The sequence below is a fragment of the Cohnella pontilimi genome (assembly GCF_005049045.1).
Lineage (GTDB): Bacteria > Bacillota > Bacilli > Paenibacillales > Paenibacillaceae > Cohnella > Cohnella pontilimi.
This window is the reverse complement of sequence record NZ_SUPK01000014.1, coordinates 17696-36586: the sequence shown is the minus strand read 5'-3', so window position 1 is coordinate 36586 and position 18891 is coordinate 17696. Positions and strand designations below refer to the sequence as shown.

The following is an 18891-nucleotide window of genomic DNA, read 5'->3' as shown; positions in this document are numbered from 1 at the left end:
ACTCTCCATAAAGGTGAAACTTTATTAGAGAGCCATGATGGCTCAATTTTAAATCGTTGTCCATCGTCTCAAATGAAACGACAGGGTCCGTATTACGCTCGATGTTCAGTTTTCAAGGAGCAATTCAGCTCGGCTTCGAATAACTTTTCGGCCTCGCTTTTCTTACCGTGCCGCCCAACGGCGACTTTTATAATATATCACAGCCGCTACTTACAATGCAAGGACCAATTCTTTCCTTTGCTCGCTTGCCCGCTTTCGGAAGCTGCGCGCCGCATAAACCCTTTTAAGACGGCGAAAGCTAATTTAACACAGATCGACACACAGAGTCAACACCGAATTCGAAGTTTTTATGCTCGTTCTTGCGACGCCGTGTACCGAAGCTCCAGCTTCGCCGCGCCATGCCCCCGGACAGGCTTCGCGAGCTCGCGGATGCAGCCGCGTTTGGCCAGCTTCCGCAAAAGCAGCGACATGTCGAGAGGCAATCCCAACAAGTGTGGATCCTGCTGAAGCTGCGCCACGGTCCAAGGCTCGTGCCGGCTGCCGAGCAGCCGGATCAGCAGCGCGCATGAGGCCCGCATTTTGGTCATCACCGCAAATTCGCACGCCAAGATCACGAGCTGAACCCGTTTTTCCAACGTCTCCTGGCTAACCGTTAACTCTTCGTACAATTTATAAATACCGGGATTCACCCGGTGAACCTGCTCCCAAACCGTCAACTCCGGATGCATGCCTTCCTCGACCAGCACGATGCGCGCCCAATAATGAAGAGACGCGAGCACTTGGCTGTAAGAATCCAACACTTGTCCGTTCTTCAAATCTTGTTTGGCCGATAAATAGGAGCCGATAAATCCCGAAAACTCGCAAAGCAGCTTTTGCTCACGAAGAAGCTGCGGCCATTCCTCCAAGCGCCGGCGCAGCCGTTCAAGGTAACCGGTCGGGTCGGACAACACGTCGCCCTGCACCAGCCATTGAACCCCTTTTCGATCCCCGCTCGCCACCCAGCGTTCCAGCGCCGCCGGCTCTATCCGGCGCACCTGAATCCGCACATCGTCCCGCAGCCAGTGTTCCGTTTGTTCCTCGGGGTTTACTTGTTCCCTCACCACCACAATGAGCCGGTCCATGCCGTGGATCTGCGGTTGATAGGCGTACGGATCGGAAACGAGCAATAGCCCGACAAGTCCTTCTTCCCCGGCGAACCAGTCCCGGTAATACCATTTTTTCGAATCTAATCCATTCACCGCATTCACCGCCCGATCAAGCATTTTCCTTGCCTTTGTACGATGCCTGGTGGCCTGTCCTCAAATTGTAGGCTATAATGTTTTTGGCAAGTAGAATCTAGTTCTACAACCTCCTGCCGGTTTCCTGCCCCGCCGGACAAGAGACCAAGAAAAGGACGTCAAACGGAACATAAGCGAATGGGAGCATGTGACCTATGAAATGGAAAGCTAGCAAAATCTCGACCATGCGTACATGGGGACTGTTGCTCGTACTGCTCGGCATGGGATTGATGGTATTCGGTACCGCCGGCATTTTGTTGTTCGGTGAAATCGGTAAAATAATCGCAGGCGTCTTCATGGTGATCGGGTTGATCGCTTGTACTGTGAGCATGGCCGTGTACTTTTACGTGGGCATGCTGTCCACCAGCGCGCCGGTTATCGAATGTCCGGAATGCGGCAAACGCACCAAAATGCTCGGCGAGACCGATCGCTGCATGTATTGTCATACCGTTCTCACCTTCAACGCCGGGCAAGCGACCGAGGGCGTCGAATCTTAATCTTTTCGATCCTTTAAAATGCAAAAAGCAGGACACGGCTCTCGTGTCCTGCTTTTTTTTGCGCCTCACGGCCGGCTTTGCAGCGTGTGGTCCATGACTTCCCATATATCCGGCGAAGCGAAATACCGGCTCCAAGTGGCGACTCCGGCCAGCTCGTATTTTTTGGCCAGTTCAATCCGGGCTTGCAGAGACCGTTCGTCTTCGATCCAAATTTTCTGGGTGGTGTCCCCGTCTTGGAATTCGACATAATGTTGGCCGTCTTCGGCGGATAACGTCGGAGTCAGCTTCTTTTTGGCCAGAAGATCGCGCACGGCGGGCATGCTCATCGTTTTCGAGCTCACTTTCACGCCGCCTTTGCCATCCGGTTTCTCCGTCCATATCCGCGTATAAAGAGGCATCCCTAAAATGAGCTTGCGCGCCGGAACGCCGTCTTCCTCCAAAATCCGCGTAACGGATTCCTCCGTCCAGCCGAGCGACGAAACCGATCCCGCGGTCGGACTGGTTGCCCAATGTTCGTCGTATGCCATCAGCATCATGAAATCGACCGACTGGCCAAGCCGGGCGCGGTCCAGAAAAGCGGACCAGTACTCGCTGCCGGACTTCGGCGTGACATCGATGGAGACGACCAGGTTTTGTTCATGCGCGAGCGGCGTCAACTCCCGTACGAATTGTACGAGTTCGTCTTTGTCCTCGGTTTTGACGTTCTCGAAATCCAGGTTGATGCCTTGCAGCCGGAAAGTTTTCGCGTAAGCCAGCATCTGCTGGATCATCCGCTGCCGCGATTCATAGGACGCGAGTGCAAGATGAGTGCGTTCCGGCTCGAATCCGTTGCCGAACAATCCCCACACCTGTACCCCCTTGTCCCGGTACCACTGGGAATAAGAGGCGTCCGCCTTGCTGCGGATGTTCCCCTTACCGTCGACGAGCTCGAACCAGGTCGGACTTACGACGTTCACACCGGCCAATTTTCCGATGTTCGCGGGCTTCGGATTGACGTCGTACACCGCTTCCCACGTAAGATTGATCCGCTGACCGACCGCCTTCCAAGCCACGAACGGTTCGGATTTTTCGGTTGCAGCGGACGGCACCTTCTCGACGGTGAGCAAAACGGCGTCTTTTGGGGACACATATCCGATGTCGCCCGAGGCGGATTGCGCCCGGTACCAACCTTCGCTTTCGCCCCATAGCCTGAGCGCGGTGCCAGGTGCAAGGTCGGCGACGATCGGCTCATGCTTGTCCGGTCCTTGCCGAAGTTTAGCGCCCTTCTTCGAATCTTTCGGAATTTCCGCCCGCTGGATCGCTTGATCGGGCATCAGCAGCGTCACGATTCCGGTGCTCGGGTCGGTCTCGGCTTGAATGCCGAACAATTGTTCAAGGGGCGCAAGCGGCAAATACAACGTTCCATCCTTGCTTTGCGCCGCGAATTGCAGGTTGAACGGTTTACGGTTCATCGTGCCGTCCAGTTCTCCTATTTTAAAATGAAGCACCCGCGACTCTGTGGTCAGAATGATAGAGTCGGAGCTTTTCTCGTATAAAATTCCGTCCCCCATGAGTTTCTGACCGACGTCGAGCGGAATTTGCAAGCCGTCGCCCTCCCCCAAAGCCTGAGCCTGGGTCCACTTTCCATCGGTCATAATGGGATGCTGTACCGATCGGTATTCGGGGCTAATATGCTGTGAGTTGGGCAAATTCCAAGCCCACCAGGCCGTGGCCAGGGCAGAGACGATGAAGAGTAACAAGACGCCGATCCAGCGTCCGGATCGCCGCCTCCGATACCGCGGTGCGGGTGTCATAGCTGTAGTCAATCGCTCCACTCCCTGTTTAATATACTGCTGACTTCTTGTTATCTGACGACGCCGAGTCGTATGAAGTTGCTGAAAAAATGCAAACAAAAAGCGCGCGTAGGTTGTTTGTCCACGCGCGCTATGGCGAATCGATCAATTCCGTTTATCCGCACATGTCGGGCAAAGTCCGTAAATCTCCATCCGGTGTCCCTGCACACGAAACCCGGTGGAAACCGCGGCGGCTTCCTCGACCGCCTTGACCGGCGGATGCTCGAAGTCCACCATCGTGCCGCACCCTGTACAAATGGCGTGATAATGATCGGACAAATCCGCGTCGAACCGGCTGGAATCGTCCCCATAGGTTAATTCCCGCACCAGTCCGGCATCTACGAACAATTTCAAATTGTTATATACAGTGGCCACGCTCAAACTGGGATACTGCGGCGACAAGGCGCGAAAAATCTCATCCGCCGTGGGATGAATATGCGACTCCATCAAAAATTCCAGTATCGCGTATCGCTGCGGGGTCATGCGGACTCCGCTGGATTTGAGCTGGTCCACGGCGTGTTCGACCCGGGTTTCCATGCTCTTCACAGCCTTTCCTGTTGACTTGCGAATTCCGGACGAAAACGCCGGAATTCCATCCGTTGCTAGCCTCATTGTACGTTCGGTCACCGTACCTGTCAATGGAAGAAACGCCTCGCGTCAAGGCTGAAGCCTCTTCAGCGAAACGTCGGCCTGCGTGTCGGCGCGAATCGTCCAAGCTCCGTTGCCCAGCTTGCCCTGCGCACTTCGCTCTTCGTGAGACAGCGTCCAATCCGAACGTATGCGGCCATACCCTGTTGTCGCTTTCACGTTCACGCCGGCCGTTTCGGGCCAAGAGAGCGAAATATCGCCGACTGTGCTCGCAATCGTCCAATTTCCGCCGACGACGGGGCTTCTTACCACTACATCCCCGTTTACCGTCTTGGCCCACACCGCTTTATTGGCATCCTGCAGCACGATATCTCCGTTCACCGTTTCAACGGTGGCGTCCCCGGAAAGCTGTGCCAGCTTCACATCCCCGTTGATGACCTTGGCTCGCAAGGTTCCTCCGATTCGCTGTCCGCCAATTTCACCGTTTTTCAGATCGAGCACGAGCTCCCGGGAATCCGGCAGCTGCTCCACCCGGATCTCTCCGTTCACAACCTTTACATTCACCGAAGAAGGCATCCCATCCTCCGGGAAAATCACGGTCATGTCCATGCCGGGCTTGCGCATTTTCCCGATGCCGTAAGGCTGCGTATGCGCGATCACTTCGGTTTGTCGACCGCCTTTGATCTCCACATAGGATTTCCCCGAAATGTCTTCGGCATTTGCTCGGTCGGAGACATTCACGTGAACCGATGTACGAACCTCGATATTCCGCACCGGACCTTTTTGCAAAATGACCCGGCCGTTCACATTGGTGATGGTGAGGACTCCATCCGAAGGGAGTGGAGGGACTACGGTCATTTCTTTATCGAACGAATACTTCGCATGATCCGAGTCGTAAAGCGACCACGTCACACCGTCCGTCCATTGGGACAGCCAAGACAGCCGGGACTCGCTTCCTTGCGTCGCGACAATGATAAACCCGGACAGAACGGCAGCGCCGAACAGGGCGCCGAACGCCGGACGAACGCGTGAGCCTTCCTTGCGGAAGAAGCCTTGCACGATAAGCAGTTCCACGCCGAACACCACCACGATAACCGGCCACCAGACACGCAAAATGGCCATGGCGTCGACGGCTCCCCAGTGACCGAGCAGCAATACGACACCCAAGGCCATCATGGAGAGCGCAGCCGTATACCGGCCGACCCGGATCATTTGGACTGCCCCCGCGTTTCCCAGAACCATAAGCCGATGCCTGCACCGATGAGCACAACGGCGCCGATCATTGTGCCGGTAGACTTAAAGAGCCAATGGGTCCAACGCATATCCGCAGCCAGGACCAGTATCACGCCGGCGCCTGCCAACAAGACCAGGCCCGTTGGCGACATATTCCGTGCGCCGCCGGGAGTGCCGGCGGCAGGTTGTCCGTGCATAGATTGCTCTTGCATGCCATGCACTCCGGGCGCCCAACCGGGCAGAAGCCGCCGGTCATTGATGGCTTCCGTACTTTGCAAGGCATCGAACAAATTATAGAAATAAAGAATCGGCAACATGAGGCTGAGAAGAACGATCACGAGAGGGCTGAGATGGTTGGTGCCGGCATATACGATCGCGCAAATATCCAAGGCGATCAGCAGCATGATTGCGATGCCTTTGGCCATAAGACCTAAATAGAAATGCCCGATGCCGGGTATGAAGAAGGCCAGGAGCCCGGCTGCCCATTTGCTTTTCTTGCGGACCGGAAGCCGCGGATCTTGCGGATAACCCGGCGGATACTCCGGCTCGTAGCGGTTGTGGCGGGACTGCTCCCATTCGTTCATCGTGGACTCCTCCGTCAATTTCATCTCCGTTGCCTGGATCCCCAAGCAATTTTCCTCATTGTAACATGGTGATTTTTGGCCCAACAACGGTTTGGGGACGGGGGGCCGCCTGGTCGGAAGTCTTGGTCTGCTCCCGGCTCTTACCGTACGGACTCATCCACCGGCAACGTAAAGAGTACCATCTGAATGTCCGGCGCCGGAGAAAACGTGGAAACCCGCCGGAACCCGTGCCCCTCATAAAGGCGAAGAGCCGGCTCATTGCGGATTTCCGAGGTGACCGTCAATTCGCTGCTCGGCTCGGCCGCCCCAATCACGTGGCGGAGCAAGCGGCTTCCGATGCCCTGCCGAAACTGGTCCGGACGCACCATCATGCGGCAAATCACCGTTTTCCCGGGAGCCTCCTCTTCGGTGGAAACTGCTCCGATAAGCTCACCGTCCTCGTTGTAACAACCGTAAAACGTTTCCCGGCAAGCTTGAAGAGAAGCGATCGTATCCCGGAGAGGCGGCAAATCGGACACCCCGATCCGCTTCGCCTCTTCCCGATAGGCAGCGTGCTGCAGCGCCCACAATTGTTCCGCGGTGTCCGGTACCGACAAATGAAGCCGTTCCACTTGAAGCATGAAGCATACCCCTCCATCTTCTTGCAAAAAGAAAGCGGCTTACCCGCCGTTCGGGCGAATAGGCCGCTTTCCTCGCATTATCGTTTCAGCCGGTCCGTAAGAAGCTTGTTCACGAGGCCCGGGTTGGCTTTACCTTTCGTTTCTTTCATGATTTGCCCGACAAGGAATCCGATCGCTTTGTCCTTGCCGTTGCGGAAGTCTTCCACAGATTGCGGGTTGGCTGCGATCACGGCGTCCACAACTGCCAGAATCGCTCCTTCGTCGCTGATCTGCACCAGACCCTGCTCTTCGACGATCTGCTGCGGCGATTTGCCGCTCTCCATCATCGCTTTGAAGACCGTCTTGGCGATTTTGGTGCTGATCGTGCCTTTCTCGATCAAAGCGATCATCTCGCCGAGGCCTTGACCGGTAATCTTCACATCTTCCAGCTCCAGCGAGTTCGCGTTCAGATAGGCGAGCAGCTCGCCCATGATCCAGTTGGCCGAAGCTTTGGCATCGCCGGTGTAGCGAAGGCTGTCCTCGAACAAATCCGCCACCTTGATGGAAGCCGTCAGAATGCCGGCATCGTAGGAGGGCAGTCCGTATTGCGACACGTAGCGTGCTTGACGGGCGTCCGGCAGCTCCGGAATCGAGGCGCGCACTCGCGCTTTCCATTCATCGTCGATATGGATCCGTACAAGGTCAGGATCCGGAAAATAACGATAATCATGCGCTTCTTCCTTGCCGCGCATGCTGAACGTTTTGCCTTGCCCCTCGTCCCAGCGGCGGGTTTCTTGAACGACCGTTCCTCCGTCTTCCAGAATCTCGGCCTGCCGCACCTGCTCATACTCGAGACCGCGCTGCACACCCCGGAACGAGTTCATATTTTTCAATTCCGCCCGTATACCGAACTTCTCCTGTCCATAAGGACGCATGCTGATGTTGGCGTCGCAGCGGAGCGAGCCTTGTTCCATTTTGACGTCGGATACGTCGCAGTACTGCATGATCGCTTTCAGCTTTTCCAAATAAGCTTTCGCTTCTTCCGGCGAACGGATGTCCGGCTCCGACACGATCTCGAGCAGCGGAGTGCCCACCCGGTTGAAATCGACAAGCGAACCGAGCCCGCCTTCGATGTGCGTAAGCTTGCCCGCATCTTCTTCCAAATGCAGCCGGGTGATGCCGATCCGCTTCGTGACGCCGTTCACTTCGATGTCGATCCAGCCGTTCTGCCCGATGGGCTGATCGTACTGGGAAATTTGGTAAGCTTTCGGGGAATCGGGATAGAAGTAGTTTTTACGGTCGAATTTGCACCATTCCGCGATTTCGCAGTTGATCGCCATGGCGGCTTTCATCGCGTATTCCACCGCCTGGCGGTTCAGTACCGGCAGCACGCCGGGATGACCGAGGCAGATCGGACACGTATGCGTATTCGGCGGAGCGCCGAACGAAGTCGAGCAGCCGCAAAAAATTTTGGATTTCGTATGCAGCTCGACGTGCACTTCCAGCCCGACGACCGTTTCATATTTCGTTAAAAGGGACATGCCTCGGACCTCCTCAGGACAGCGCCGGGCGGCGGGTATGATGATCGGTATTGCTTTCGAAAGCGTGCGCGGCGCGAAGCACCGTCGTTTCATCGAACGGCTTGCCGATAATTTGCAGGCCGACCGGAAGACCGTCGGCGAATCCGCAAGGGATGCTGACGGCCGGTACGCCCGCCAGGCTGACCGGAATCGTGAGAATGTCGTTCAGATACATGGTCAGCGGATCGTCCACTTGCTCGCCGAGCTGGAAAGCCGGCGTCGGGGCGGTCGGGCCGATGATCAGGTCGTACTTCTCCAGCACCTGGTCGAAATCGCGCTTGATGAGCGTCCGGACTTGCTGGGCTTTTTTATAGTAAGCATCGTAGTAGCCGGAGCTCAGCGAGTAGGTTCCGAGCATGATCCGGCGTTTCACTTCCGGGCCGAAACCCTCGCTTCGCGAGCGGCGGTACAGATCCATCAAATTGGCCGGATCTTCGGCGCGCACTCCGTAACGCACCCCGTCGAAACGGGCGAGGTTGGAGGATGCTTCGGACGATGCCAGCAAATAATAAGCCGACACCGCATATTCCGTATGCGGCAGCGAAACTTCCTCCCATACGGCGCCGAGCGACTCGAACACCCGGAGCGATTCGAGCACGCGCTCCTTCACTTGCGGATCGACGCCTTGTCCAAGATATTCTTTGGGCACGCCGATGCGCAGCCCGCGCACATTGCCCGTAAGCGCCGCGGTGTAATCCGGGATCTCCACGTTCGCCGAAGTCGAGTCCAGTTCATCGTGACCGGCAATCGCTTGCAGCACGTACGCCGCATCCTCGACATTTTTGGTAATCGGGCCGATCTGATCCAAGGAAGAAGCGAACGCCACCAGACCGAAACGGGACACGAGCCCGTAGGTCGGCTTCAGGCCGACGACGCCGCAGTACGCGGCTGGCTGGCGGATCGACCCGCCGGTGTCCGAGCCGAGAGCGAAATACAATTGACCCGCGGCGACCGCCGCGGCAGACCCGCCGCTGGAACCGCCGGGAACCCGGGTTGGATCCCACGGATTCCGCACCGGGTGGTAAGCGGAGTTCTCGTTGGAGCCGCCCATGGCGAATTCGTCCATATTCAGCTTGCCCATGGTCACCGATTGCGCCGAGCGCAGCTTGTTCACCACGGTGGCATCATGCACGGGAACATAATTTTCCAGAAACTTACTTCCACAGGTCGTGCGCAAACCTTTGGTTACCATGTTGTCCTTCAATCCGGACGGCAGCCCGAATAGCAGTCCCCGCTCCCCGCCGGACGCGAGCTGACGGTCGAGTTTTGCCGCCTCTTCGCGCGCGCCTTCTTCGTCCAATGTCAAAAAAGCGCCGATTTGCCCATCGGTAGCCTGAATCCGTTTCAGTGAATGCTCCACCAAATCGGTCACCGATAGTTCTCTATGCGCCAGTTTATTATGCAAATCCGTCAATCGCAGGTCAAAAAGCGACAAAGCCGGTTCCTCCTTCAATCCTCCGCTCATTTCACAGCCCCGCTTAATCCAATACCGCCGGAACCTTGAACTGTCCGTCTTCCTCTTCCGGTGCATTGGCCAGTACTTCTTCGATCGGCAGCGACGGCCGGACCTCGTCTTCTCTCATTACATTAAACAGAGGCAGCACATGACTGGTAGGCTCGATTCCCGAAGTATCCAGCTCATTCAGCTTGTCCGCGTAACCGAGAATGGCGTTCAACTGGCCGGTGAACGCTTCTTTCTCCTGCTCCGATAAATCCAGACGAGCCAATGCCGCCACGTGTTCTACGTCTTTTACGGTAATGCTCATACGACCCGTTCCTCCTGCCAATTACAGTCGTTCGTCATTCTTTTCATTATATCGGACAACCCGGGCGAACTCAATTGCGGAGATACCCCGCACCGATTCAAACGCGCTTCCGGCGGGTAATAAAAGGGAACATCACAAGAACCTGCCAGGGAGGACACCTAAAATGACGACACCCTTCCATGACACATACAATGCTCCGATCCGGGACAAAGGTCAAATTCAGTTTGTCACGGAGGATTTGGATACTTATCCGCGTTTACACGATACGATCCGGGATTATGCCGAAGGCTCCGGACAGGACGAGCCGTTGGATCACGCCAAATTCCGCTATGACAATTACCGTGAATTGCTCATGCTGCTTGACCGGCTGCAAAAAGGCTTATTGAAGGAAGAAACGCAAACGATCCGCTGCCGGCTCATGTACAGCGGCACGTCCGAAGCGGACGGCAACGGCGAATCCACCGAGTGGATTCCGCTCTCCGGTCTGTTCGAGACGATCGGCGGACGAGGCGTTACCGAGTTCATTTTGCACCGCTATTTTACGACGCATTTGCAGCCCATCGTCCAGCCGAACGCGAACGTTGTCGGTTATGAATGCCTGCTTCGCCCGCTGCCCGAACTGATGCCTTTCCGCCCCGCCGAATTGTTCGACAAAGCGCGGCGAATCGGACAGCACTCGTTCTTGGACCGGGAAGCCCGTAATTCCGCAATTCATATGGCTGCGGCACATTTGCCGCCAGGAACGCTTCGTTTCGTGAACTTCCTGCCATCTTCGTTGTATTGTGCAGATTCGTGCTTGAAGAGCACCTTCGACGCGATCAAGGAGTCCGGAACGGATCCCGTAGATTTGGTGTTCGAGGTAGTGGAAACGGAACGGCTGAATCATCCCGACATGCCGAAAATTTTCGATCGATACAGGGAACTGGGCATTCGTCTCGCGGTAGACGATGTAGGTGCTGGATTCGCCACCGTCGACATGGTGGATCGCCTGAAACCGGACTACGTGAAGCTGGACCGCAAATGGGTCAGCCGCTGCGACCAAGACCGCGAGAAACAGCGGCACATTGAAGACGTGCTGGACAGAGCTTCCCGATTCAACGGAGTCGTATTGGCGGAAGGCGTGGAACGAGAGCAAGAGTGGGACTACTTGCGCAGGGCGGGCGTGCCGCTGCTTCAGGGTTACCTGTTCGGACGCGCGCAGCCTGTCCCGGCACCGGAGTCGAGGTTGTTTTCGAAGATTTGAGTGGTGACATACAAAAGAGCCATCCGGGGGATGGCTCTTTTTCTATGAAACGTTATATCCAAGCCTTGAGATTTACTTGCCGAATAAACTCTTCCCGGCTCAGCACTTCTTTATCGGCTTCTTCTACCTCTTCGTGCTCAGCGCCCCGCAGGATCCGGTTGAACAATTCCTCGTTGCGGGTGGCCAAGGCGAAATCGATCAAAGCCTCTCGTTCGACGCGTTCCGCTTCCTGTGTGAGCAGCTCGGCTTCCAGTTCCACATCCGAAGCGGGGACATAAAACTGCCGATTCGCTTTGGGAACACGGATAATATATTCGAATGCGCTGTCGTTATTGCGATCGTAGGCCAAGATATAGCCGTATTCCCCGAGCGGAAGATTTTGCTCAAAACGGTCTCCCACAATGACGACCCGGTCTCCCAGTTTCAGCACGCCGTTCTCCCCCTCCCTGACTAAACGCGGTCATAACTCTATCCTACTAGAAAATCATAACCCTGTGCAAATCTAAAATGAACCGAAGGGGAGTGTGCCGGCGTTTAGGCGCGAAGCGGTCTGCTTCGAACGCCCCATGCGGCCAGAGCGATCAAGCAGCCTCCGGCGATGATCGCCGTGAGAGCGGCGGCAGAAACAGCCGGCCATTGCTGCGATTGCAAAGATGAGACGGCTTCCGCCGCCAAGCCGGATGGCAGCGCGCTCAGACGCTCGGGGAGGAAGCTTCCCGCCAGCTGAAGCAGTGTTGCGGCTCCAAAAGGAATGAAAGCCGCAGCCGCGGGAGCGTTAAACCATGCGCCTGCCGCCAACACGGCGATCAGGATCAAAGCCAGCCAACCGGCATACGCCGAACCTGCGGCCAAAGCATGACCGGTGTCCGGCACGCCGATCAGCACGGCGGTTTCATACCATGCGGCCGCGTAACCGAGCGCGAAAGAGCCCAGTGTAACCATCGTGGATACCGCCCATTTGGCTGCCATATACGCAATAGACGATACCGGCTTGACCAAAATCCAAGCCGCCGTGCCGCTGCGGCGCTCACCGGACAGCATGCCCATGAAAGCCAAACAAATGGCGAGTACACCCAAAGATCCGAATTGGCTCAGCGTCTGGCCGAGCACTTCACCCGGTTGGGCAGGCGGTATCTCGATCACCGTGCCTGCGGGCAAATTTCCGGCGGATTTCAGAATATCCGGCATAAACTTGGCCAACAGCGGCTGGGTGATCCCGAGCAGGACGAACACCGCCGGAAGCCAGATCAATTTGGACGTGCGGGCCGCTTCCGTCCATTCTTTTTTCCAAAGCACGACAAAAGCGTTCATGACCGCACCGCCTCCAGAAACCATTGTTCCAACGTCGGGAAACCTGCTTCAAACTGCACGATCGGGATTCGCTGCTCGGCCGCGCTTCTCAGAAGCATTTCCCGCACCTCTTCGATCTTGTTCGTGCGCAGCCGCCGTTCATAGCCGCCGCCTTCCGCCTTCAGGACCCCAGGCCATGCAGCGAGGCTTTGCAGCCAGGCGCCGGATTTCTCGCTCTCCGCCGTTTTCACGAGGATGGATGCGGTACCGGACGACCGTTGCAGCTCCTCCAAGGTGCCTTGCGCGACAAGGCGTCCTTGGTTCAATAAAATGAGATCGTCGCACACTTCCTCCGCATCGTGCAAAATGTGCGTCGACAGAAGTATCGTCATATCCTTTTTCCAAGTCCGCAGCATATCCAGCACATCCCGGCGGCCGACCGGATCCAGCGCCGATACCGGCTCATCGAGGATGAGCAGCTTCGGCCGGTGCACCACAGCTTGGGCCAGACCGAGCCGCTGCTTCATGCCGCCCGAATACCCGGACACTTTGCGATTGGCCGCGTCCCGAAGCCCTACCGTTTCGAGCAGCTCGGCCGACCTCGATTCCGCTTCTTTGGCCGACAAACCGCACAGTCGTCCGGCTGTCACCATTGTTTCGCGGCCGGTCATCCAGCCGAAGAATACCGGGATTTGCGGCAAAAATCCGATCCAGCGCCGGCGATCCCCTTGCAAACCGGGGAACACAATATCCCCCGAGGTCGGCTCCAGCAACCCGGCGAGCATGGACAGCGTCGTCGTTTTGCCGGCTCCGTTGGGTCCGAGTAAAGCCACGACCCGGCGATCGCCGATCTCGAAGCTGATATCCTTTACGGCATTCGCCGAGCCGAACGACCGGGTCAGCCGGTTCACTTCCAGAAGATTCACGTCAGTTTTGCTCCTTTTTGCCGATCGTGAAGTAGAGAATCGGTCCGATCATATTGATCAAAATGATCACGAGCGCCCAAACCCACTTCTTCCCGCCTCTCACGGCTTGCGCTTTGAACAAGGAAATGAGGGCGGTAATCACCAAAACCAAATTTACAAAAACGAGCGGCAGCAGAGCTTTTAATAGCGTTTGTTCATCCATGTCGTAATTCCTCTTTTCAAGTTTTATTTTCGTTTACGCTTTTTCCACCAAAGGAGAAGCGCGTAAGTAATCGTCGGCATCGGAAACTGAATCAGCCCCCACAGCCCCCAAAACCAGGCCTTTCCTCCCCGCTTGCGGGCGTCCAAAAACAGCAGCGTTCCTTGGCACAACAGGAGCACGCCGCATGCGATCAAAATCGGCCACGCTTCCTGCAAGGGAATTTTGTTCACGCTCTAGCTCCTCCCCTTGGCGGTCCGGCCCATCCGTTTGATCTCGCCGATGAGAAGAGGAACTGCAGCTGCCGTCGCCGCCGCCTCCACTGCGATCAACAATGGAAGCATGCCGGTTGCGAGAAAAAACAACATCCCAAGTACCGGAATAGCGACCGACCACAGAATCGCCAGCTCTTTCCACATCTTTCGCTTGGCCGATCTCCGCTGCTCACGCACCACGGCCTCCCAGTCCGGAAGAGGCGTGAGTTCAGTCTCGAAAGTTCGGTCCAGATTCGACCAAGTCTCTTGCAGAGCTTGAATCAGCTGCTCCTCGTGTTTCCCGTCATCCGTTGGCTTCGTCATGTTTCCACTCCTCTCGGATTTTATAAATCCCGTTATGGATGCGGGATTTGACCGTACCCGGCGAGGTCGCCATCATCTCGCCGATTTCTTCGTATGTGTATCCGTAATAATGTTTAAGTACGATTGCCGTTCTCACATCATCGGGCAGACTCGCCAGCGATTCGGACAAATCTGTCCACTCGCCGCCGCGTGCCAGTGTCTCGAAGCGCAAAGCGTTTGTTCGGGCTTGTTCCGTCAAGTGCTTTCGCTCTCTTTGTCGTCTGCGCAGCAGATCCAGATGCAGCCGCGTGCCGATGGTGATGAGCCAGGACGAGAACTTCGAGCTGCCGTCGTAGCGGCGGATGTGCTCGATCGCCTTGAGCATCGTTTCTTGCGCCAAGTCCTCCGCCAGCGGCCGGTCCATCGTCACCTTTAGCAGATAGTGGAACAGAATGCCGTAATGTTCGCGAAGCAAAACGGCCAATTCCACGTCGGAGGAAGGTATTGCGTATGCGGAACGGTTGTCGTCGGGCTCTCTCATGGACCGGGGTGCCAGCCTTCCTGATCAGGTCTGTGTATGTTCCGGAAACGCCATTAATACGTCTGGCCATTCCGAATCGTTCACGAGGTTTGAAAAAAATTTTTTAATCGGCATTTATGTGCTATGATCCCTCGTTTTGAGGCTCATCACGGACACTGCCTTTTTTTCTCGCCGTATGCTTTTATCGGAGTCAGGGACACGGAAATTGAGTGTGCAATATGGGGTTGGCGGGTAGATTCGCGAATAAGTAGCGGAGAGCTACTTTGGGGAGCGTGGTTGGCGGGTTGGTGAGCGGATAAGTAGCGGAGAGCTACTATGGGGAGCGTGGTTGGCCTGCTAAAAAAGACCCGCCCGTTGTCGCGGGACAATCCGGGGCGGGTGTTTGGGCCAGCGAATGATCTTAGTCTTCCATAACATCCTCAAGGTTCAACTTCTCTTCGATGATGCTTTGGATCTTCTCCACATCGGCAGAGTCCAACTCTTCATAGCAGTTCGTCACGAACACATCATAACCGTCCGCTTCAATAAAACCTTCAAGGTCCACTTCTCCATCATACTTTACGATCAAAATCGCGTTTTTAAGCATCTCCGCATCCACTCCAATCAACCGGCTTCTTGATTGGATACTAGCAAAACGGGCTTAAAATGTTTGTCAAAAAAAGGACGGTATCCATAAAAACCGTCCAGCAGTTTATACGGACAACTCGTATAGCTTTTCCGGTGAAATCGTGAGGGTGCGGAATCCGTTCTCCGTCATGAGATAGGTGTTTTCAATGCCAACGACGCCGAGTCCGGGGAAAGTGAACTTCGGTTCCACGGCGATCGTCATGCCGGGTTCAAGCGGGTCGCGAAACCCTTTCGCCAGCACCGGCCATTCGTCCAGCTCGAGTCCGATCCCGTGACCGAGGAATTTGACTTGATCCGGTCCATATCCCATGAAATGATCGGCCAATCCCGCTTCCGCCGCCATCTCGATGGCCTGCTCATACAGGTTTTCCGGTGAAACGCCCGGCGCAAGAGCAGCTTCCGTCTTGCGAAGTATCGCTTCCGCCGTTTCATACGCAGCTTGGAGATGAGGCGTAAGCCGGCCGATGACGGCCGTACGGGTTTGATCAATCACGTAGCCGTCGATGCAGCAGCCGATATCGATCAGGATCGGCTCGCCGTGCTTGATCCGCCGAAGACTGGAGCTTTGCGGGACGGCCGCCGATAACCCTCTGCTGCCCGCCGGCCCGTCGAAATAGGTCGGCTCGGCAGCGGCTTCTCCCGCGGCCACCATGCCGGTCGGCATCTCCTGGTTGTAGCCTCTCATTCTCATCAGCCCGGCATGGCCGGCATTTCGCATCACCTGCTCAAGGGTCGCCATCAACTCGAGCTCCGTCATGCCTTCGCGCAATTGAAGAATTCCATGTTCAACTGCGGCGGCGGCCGCTTGGGCGGCTTTCTCGATCCGGGAGATTTCATAGGGCGACTTCACGGATCGAAGCCGTCTGAGCAGTACCGACGCGTCCATCCACTTTGCATCTGGTAACATCTCGACCAGCCGCAAATAGAGTTGAGCCGGCAAAACATCCAAGTCTGCCCCGATGCGAGGAGTCCCCGAGGCGAACAACTTCGGGTAATCCTCTGCGAGCCTGCTGCCGAACTGGCGGAATGATCCCAAATCCACGGTGCGTACCGACGATTCGGATAATGCACGGGTCAAGCTGCGTCTGACGTAATACGCAGCTTCTCCTTCGGCCGGAATGAACAAATAACCGGTTTGCATCGAACCGGTGAAGTAATAGATGCCAACGTTCTGTGTAATGAGACACCCTTCCATCGCGTTCTCAGACAGCATCTTCTGAAAGTTCCGGCGTCGTTTCAACCATTCCTCTGCAGGCGCTTGCTCCATATAGACGGCTCCCCTTTGCTGTTCCGTTATTTACCTTCATTACAGCAAAGTGGAACGCCGCCCGTCAACTCATGTGAACACCATCTCCGCGGACCCTTTCAGGTCCCATTGCACCGGCGCTAACACCCCGAACAGCCGGGGATACGCGACATGAACGATCAGCACGACTCCCGGACGCTTCAACGTCACTTCATAACCAAAACGCGGGCTGCGGTAAGTATACGGAAACGACTGGTTGTCGTTGACCACGGCAAATTCCTGGATCGTGACGGCTTCCCGCAAAAAACTGCCCGGCAGTGGAGCAAGTCCGGCGTCCAGTCGCAGATTCTCGCGCAGGTAGGCGACAGCGGCCTCCTCCGCCAGTGTCTGCTCCAAGGACGGGATCCCGATTTCCAGCTTGGAATGGTCCACTTGCTGGGCTGCCGCGTGAGCCGCCCGATCTACGGCACTCTTCGCTTCATGCACGGTCCCGAGTGCCAGTTCTTCGTCCATTTGCAGCGCGTGCAGCATCCACCAAACGACGATCATCAGCATACTGAACACCAGTTTTGCCACGACGGCCCTCCAACAATGTGTACGTACATCCGCGAACGCTAGGCAACGGGGTGAATAAACCGGCCGCGTGTACGATCACGGAACAAACTCGCTCATCTTCATTCCGCCGGCCGCAAGCCTGGCCTCTTCGGGAGGCGGCTCAACGCCGATCAGCCGGTCGATGTCGAGCAGCCGGTCATACGGATAACGAATGACCAGACGAATACCCGCTCCGCGCGGCACCGGAGCAGACGCGTCATCCGCGGAAACTCCGGTCGTGGAGCTTACTTCGTATTCCAACGCGGCAGCTTGAAAGCCGTGTTGGGCCAGACGCGCCCGCGACTCGGCCAGCATGGCGCCGTCAATGTAACCGAAACGGCCGCTGGCGCCGATTTCGAGTAAATAATTGGCTTCCTGCTGCAGCAGCGCTTGCCGGATAACCAGCACGTGCTTGTAAATCGGCGAAAACATGAGCCAGCAGAACATGCCGGCGAACAGTACGAACACGAGCAGCTGCTTCATGGACTGATGCGGGAAATGACGTCCGCCATCCGGATGCCGGAATCGCGAATTTGATCCTTCGTTCCTCCGTCTCCTTGCACCGTACTGCTATATAAAGAAACGACGGTCACAATCAAAAGAACGGTCATCAAAATTTGACGCATGCTTCTTGCCTCCCGCTTAAGGCTGAAGATTGCCGATTGTCGTATTGGCCGTCGTGCCCTGCGTTTCAATCCGGGCGCGTGTACCGGTGTTATCTTGGGCGATGATCGTATTGAACATGACCGCTACCACGATCAGCATCATCACGGTGATCAATATATTGCGCATCATTCGCACCTCCTTTCGTTACGGATTTAAGGCCTCAAACAGCTTGGCCGCTTCCTGAACCCAGGGATAAAGAAAGATTTGAAAGGTGTAAAGAATCGGAATTCCAGCCAGCACGAAAAGCACATAAGAAGCCGTCTCTTTGCGTCCGTCCCTCGCCAGCTCGATCTTGGCCTTGTAATCCCGGACCATGGCGCGAAGCAGATCATAAACCTCTTCGCTCTCGTTCAGCCTCAAAGAACGCAGGCTCTCGGTAAAGCCGTATGATTCGTCCGTTCCTAACCGCTCCTTGAATCGCTGAAGCGCCCGATCCGGATCGTGGTACCATTCGTTGAGCAGCAGCTCCATTTCCCCGCGGATAAGCCGGGTCAGCGGCAGACACCTCATCAGCTTACCGTGCAGGTGCAGGCGCGATCCTGTGTAATAGAGCAGCTGGCTGCTTACCGCAGCCAATTCCCTCCGAATTCTGTCAGTGCGGTAGCGGCGAAGCGCCGTTAACCATCCGTTGTCGAAATAGGCCCCCGCCGCAAGCACGGCACAGATTAGAACCACGTTCCACGCCTTCAGCGAGCAGATTCCGGCAGTCAACATCGCCCATGTCAAGGCCGCAACCAAAGTGAACAGCGAGATGAACATTCGGCGGCATGCCAAGTACAAGCCGGGGTCCAGCCGGAGACCGCAGCCCGTTAACAGCACGCGGCGCTGTTGAAGCGCTATGCCTTCCTCAGCTGCTCCCCACAGTTTGAGGAACCAGAACGGCACCTCCTTCAAGTGCCATCCCCGCCGGGAAATTCTCCACCTTGAGCGGCGAACTGCTGCAAGCCTCAAGATTCCGGCAAAGCCCGCAAAAGCAAGCAGGATTTGCGCCAGCCAGCCTGTCCAGGAATAAAGGACGTTCCCGTACTCCGTCACTTGGCATCACC

Annotated in this window: 25 protein-coding genes; 2 read left to right on the top strand and 23 right to left on the bottom strand. The window is 56.2% G+C overall.

Features of this window, described 5'->3' with window-relative positions:
* Positions 1-347: 347 nt before the first annotated feature.
* Positions 348-1238 (bottom strand): nucleotidyltransferase-like protein, encoded by an 891-nt coding sequence (locus E5161_RS20340; protein WP_246042478.1) that lies wholly within the window; start codon positions 1236-1238, stop codon positions 348-350.
* Between the two features lie 194 nt (positions 1239-1432).
* Here E5161_RS20340 and E5161_RS20335 point away from each other — a divergent pair, with 194 nt between their 5' ends.
* Positions 1433-1774 (top strand): DUF2614 family zinc ribbon-containing protein, encoded by a 342-nt coding sequence (locus E5161_RS20335; protein WP_136779710.1) that lies wholly within the window; start codon positions 1433-1435, stop codon positions 1772-1774.
* A 65-nt stretch (positions 1775-1839) separates the two neighbouring features.
* Here E5161_RS20335 and E5161_RS20330 read toward each other — a convergent pair whose 3' ends face one another.
* The 8 genes from E5161_RS20330 to gatC all read right to left on the bottom strand — a co-directional run bounded on the left by E5161_RS20330 (position 1840) and on the right by gatC (position 9956).
* The gene (locus tag E5161_RS20330) at positions 1840-3588 is read right to left on the bottom strand and encodes a glycosyl hydrolase family 18 protein (RefSeq protein ID WP_425456555.1); all 1749 of its coding nucleotides are present in this window, start codon (positions 3586-3588) and stop codon (positions 1840-1842) included.
* Positions 3589-3711: 123 nt separating this feature from the next.
* On the bottom strand, positions 3712-4143 hold the full coding sequence (locus tag E5161_RS20325; RefSeq protein ID WP_136779709.1) for a Fur family transcriptional regulator: 432 nt from the start codon (positions 4141-4143) through the stop codon (positions 3712-3714).
* A gap of 120 nt (positions 4144-4263) precedes the next feature.
* The gene (locus E5161_RS20320; RefSeq protein ID WP_169306781.1) at positions 4264-5406 is read right to left on the bottom strand and encodes a DUF4097 family beta strand repeat-containing protein; all 1143 of its coding nucleotides are present in this window, start codon (positions 5404-5406) and stop codon (positions 4264-4266) included.
* On the bottom strand, positions 5403-6056 hold the full coding sequence (locus E5161_RS20315; protein WP_136779707.1) for a TM2 domain-containing protein: 654 nt from the start codon (positions 6054-6056) through the stop codon (positions 5403-5405). The genes E5161_RS20320 and E5161_RS20315 overlap by 4 nt, the downstream gene beginning before the upstream one ends.
* Positions 6057-6151: 95 nt before the next feature.
* Complete coding sequence (locus tag E5161_RS20310; protein ID WP_136779706.1) at positions 6152-6631, bottom strand: GNAT family N-acetyltransferase; 480 nt, start codon at positions 6629-6631, stop codon at positions 6152-6154.
* 77 nt (positions 6632-6708) lie between these two features.
* Positions 6709-8151, bottom strand: a complete 1443-nt coding sequence (gatB, locus tag E5161_RS20305) for an Asp-tRNA(Asn)/Glu-tRNA(Gln) amidotransferase subunit GatB (RefSeq protein WP_136779705.1) — start codon at positions 8149-8151, stop codon at positions 6709-6711.
* Between the two features lie 13 nt (positions 8152-8164).
* The gene (gene gatA, locus E5161_RS20300; protein ID WP_136779717.1) at positions 8165-9625 is read right to left on the bottom strand and encodes an Asp-tRNA(Asn)/Glu-tRNA(Gln) amidotransferase subunit GatA; all 1461 of its coding nucleotides are present in this window, start codon (positions 9623-9625) and stop codon (positions 8165-8167) included.
* A gap of 43 nt (positions 9626-9668) precedes the next feature.
* Entirely contained in the window at positions 9669-9956 is a 288-nt protein-coding gene (gene gatC / locus E5161_RS20295; protein ID WP_136779704.1) for an Asp-tRNA(Asn)/Glu-tRNA(Gln) amidotransferase subunit GatC, read from the bottom strand.
* 163 nt (positions 9957-10119) lie between these two features.
* Between gatC and E5161_RS20290 the strand changes: the two genes are divergently transcribed.
* The gene (locus E5161_RS20290; protein ID WP_169306780.1) at positions 10120-11199 is read left to right on the top strand and encodes an EAL domain-containing protein; all 1080 of its coding nucleotides are present in this window, start codon (positions 10120-10122) and stop codon (positions 11197-11199) included.
* Positions 11200-11251: 52 nt separating this feature from the next.
* Here E5161_RS20290 and E5161_RS20285 read toward each other — a convergent pair whose 3' ends face one another.
* The 14 genes from E5161_RS20285 to E5161_RS20230 form a co-directional block, all read right to left on the bottom strand.
* Positions 11252-11629, bottom strand: a complete 378-nt coding sequence (locus tag E5161_RS20285; RefSeq protein WP_136779702.1) for an ATPase — start codon at positions 11627-11629, stop codon at positions 11252-11254.
* A gap of 104 nt (positions 11630-11733) precedes the next feature.
* Positions 11734-12510 (bottom strand): ABC transporter permease, encoded by a 777-nt coding sequence (locus E5161_RS20280; RefSeq protein ID WP_136779701.1) that lies wholly within the window; start codon positions 12508-12510, stop codon positions 11734-11736.
* A complete protein-coding gene (locus E5161_RS20275; protein ID WP_136779700.1) occupies positions 12507-13415 on the bottom strand; it encodes an ABC transporter ATP-binding protein in 909 nt (302 codons plus the stop codon). The genes E5161_RS20280 and E5161_RS20275 overlap by 4 nt, the downstream gene beginning before the upstream one ends.
* A gap of 1 nt (position 13416) precedes the next feature.
* Entirely contained in the window at positions 13417-13617 is a 201-nt protein-coding gene (locus E5161_RS20270; RefSeq protein WP_136779699.1) for a PLD nuclease N-terminal domain-containing protein, read from the bottom strand.
* Between the two features lie 23 nt (positions 13618-13640).
* On the bottom strand, positions 13641-13847 hold the full coding sequence (locus tag E5161_RS20265; protein ID WP_425456553.1) for a transcriptional regulator: 207 nt from the start codon (positions 13845-13847) through the stop codon (positions 13641-13643).
* A 3-nt stretch (positions 13848-13850) separates the two neighbouring features.
* Positions 13851-14192, bottom strand: coding sequence for a DUF5345 family protein (locus E5161_RS20260; RefSeq protein ID WP_136779698.1), 342 nt, complete (start codon positions 14190-14192; stop codon positions 13851-13853).
* On the bottom strand, positions 14173-14712 hold the full coding sequence (gene sigY, locus E5161_RS20255; RefSeq protein WP_136779697.1) for an RNA polymerase sigma factor SigY: 540 nt from the start codon (positions 14710-14712) through the stop codon (positions 14173-14175). The genes E5161_RS20260 and sigY overlap by 20 nt, the downstream gene beginning before the upstream one ends.
* Before the next feature lie 400 nt (positions 14713-15112).
* Positions 15113-15298, bottom strand: a complete 186-nt coding sequence (locus tag E5161_RS20250) for a hypothetical protein (RefSeq protein ID WP_136779696.1) — start codon at positions 15296-15298, stop codon at positions 15113-15115.
* A 105-nt stretch (positions 15299-15403) separates the two neighbouring features.
* Positions 15404-16606 carry a M24 family metallopeptidase gene (locus E5161_RS20245; protein WP_136779695.1) on the bottom strand — a complete coding sequence of 401 codons (1203 nt, stop codon included), beginning with the start codon at positions 16604-16606 and terminating at the stop codon, positions 15404-15406.
* A 69-nt stretch (positions 16607-16675) separates the two neighbouring features.
* On the bottom strand, positions 16676-17161 hold the full coding sequence (locus E5161_RS20240) for a hypothetical protein (protein ID WP_136779694.1): 486 nt from the start codon (positions 17159-17161) through the stop codon (positions 16676-16678).
* A gap of 75 nt (positions 17162-17236) precedes the next feature.
* Positions 17237-17662 carry a hypothetical protein gene (locus E5161_RS20235; RefSeq protein ID WP_136779693.1) on the bottom strand — a complete coding sequence of 142 codons (426 nt, stop codon included), beginning with the start codon at positions 17660-17662 and terminating at the stop codon, positions 17237-17239.
* Positions 17659-17805, bottom strand: a complete 147-nt coding sequence (locus E5161_RS20930; RefSeq protein WP_169306779.1) for a hypothetical protein — start codon at positions 17803-17805, stop codon at positions 17659-17661. The genes E5161_RS20235 and E5161_RS20930 overlap by 4 nt, the downstream gene beginning before the upstream one ends.
* A 16-nt stretch (positions 17806-17821) precedes the next feature.
* A complete protein-coding gene (locus E5161_RS20925; RefSeq protein ID WP_211246769.1) occupies positions 17822-17974 on the bottom strand; it encodes a hypothetical protein in 153 nt (50 codons plus the stop codon).
* A gap of 15 nt (positions 17975-17989) precedes the next feature.
* A complete protein-coding gene (locus E5161_RS20230) occupies positions 17990-18880 on the bottom strand; it encodes a hypothetical protein (RefSeq protein WP_136779692.1) in 891 nt (296 codons plus the stop codon).
* Between the last annotated feature and the right edge of the window lie 11 nt (positions 18881-18891).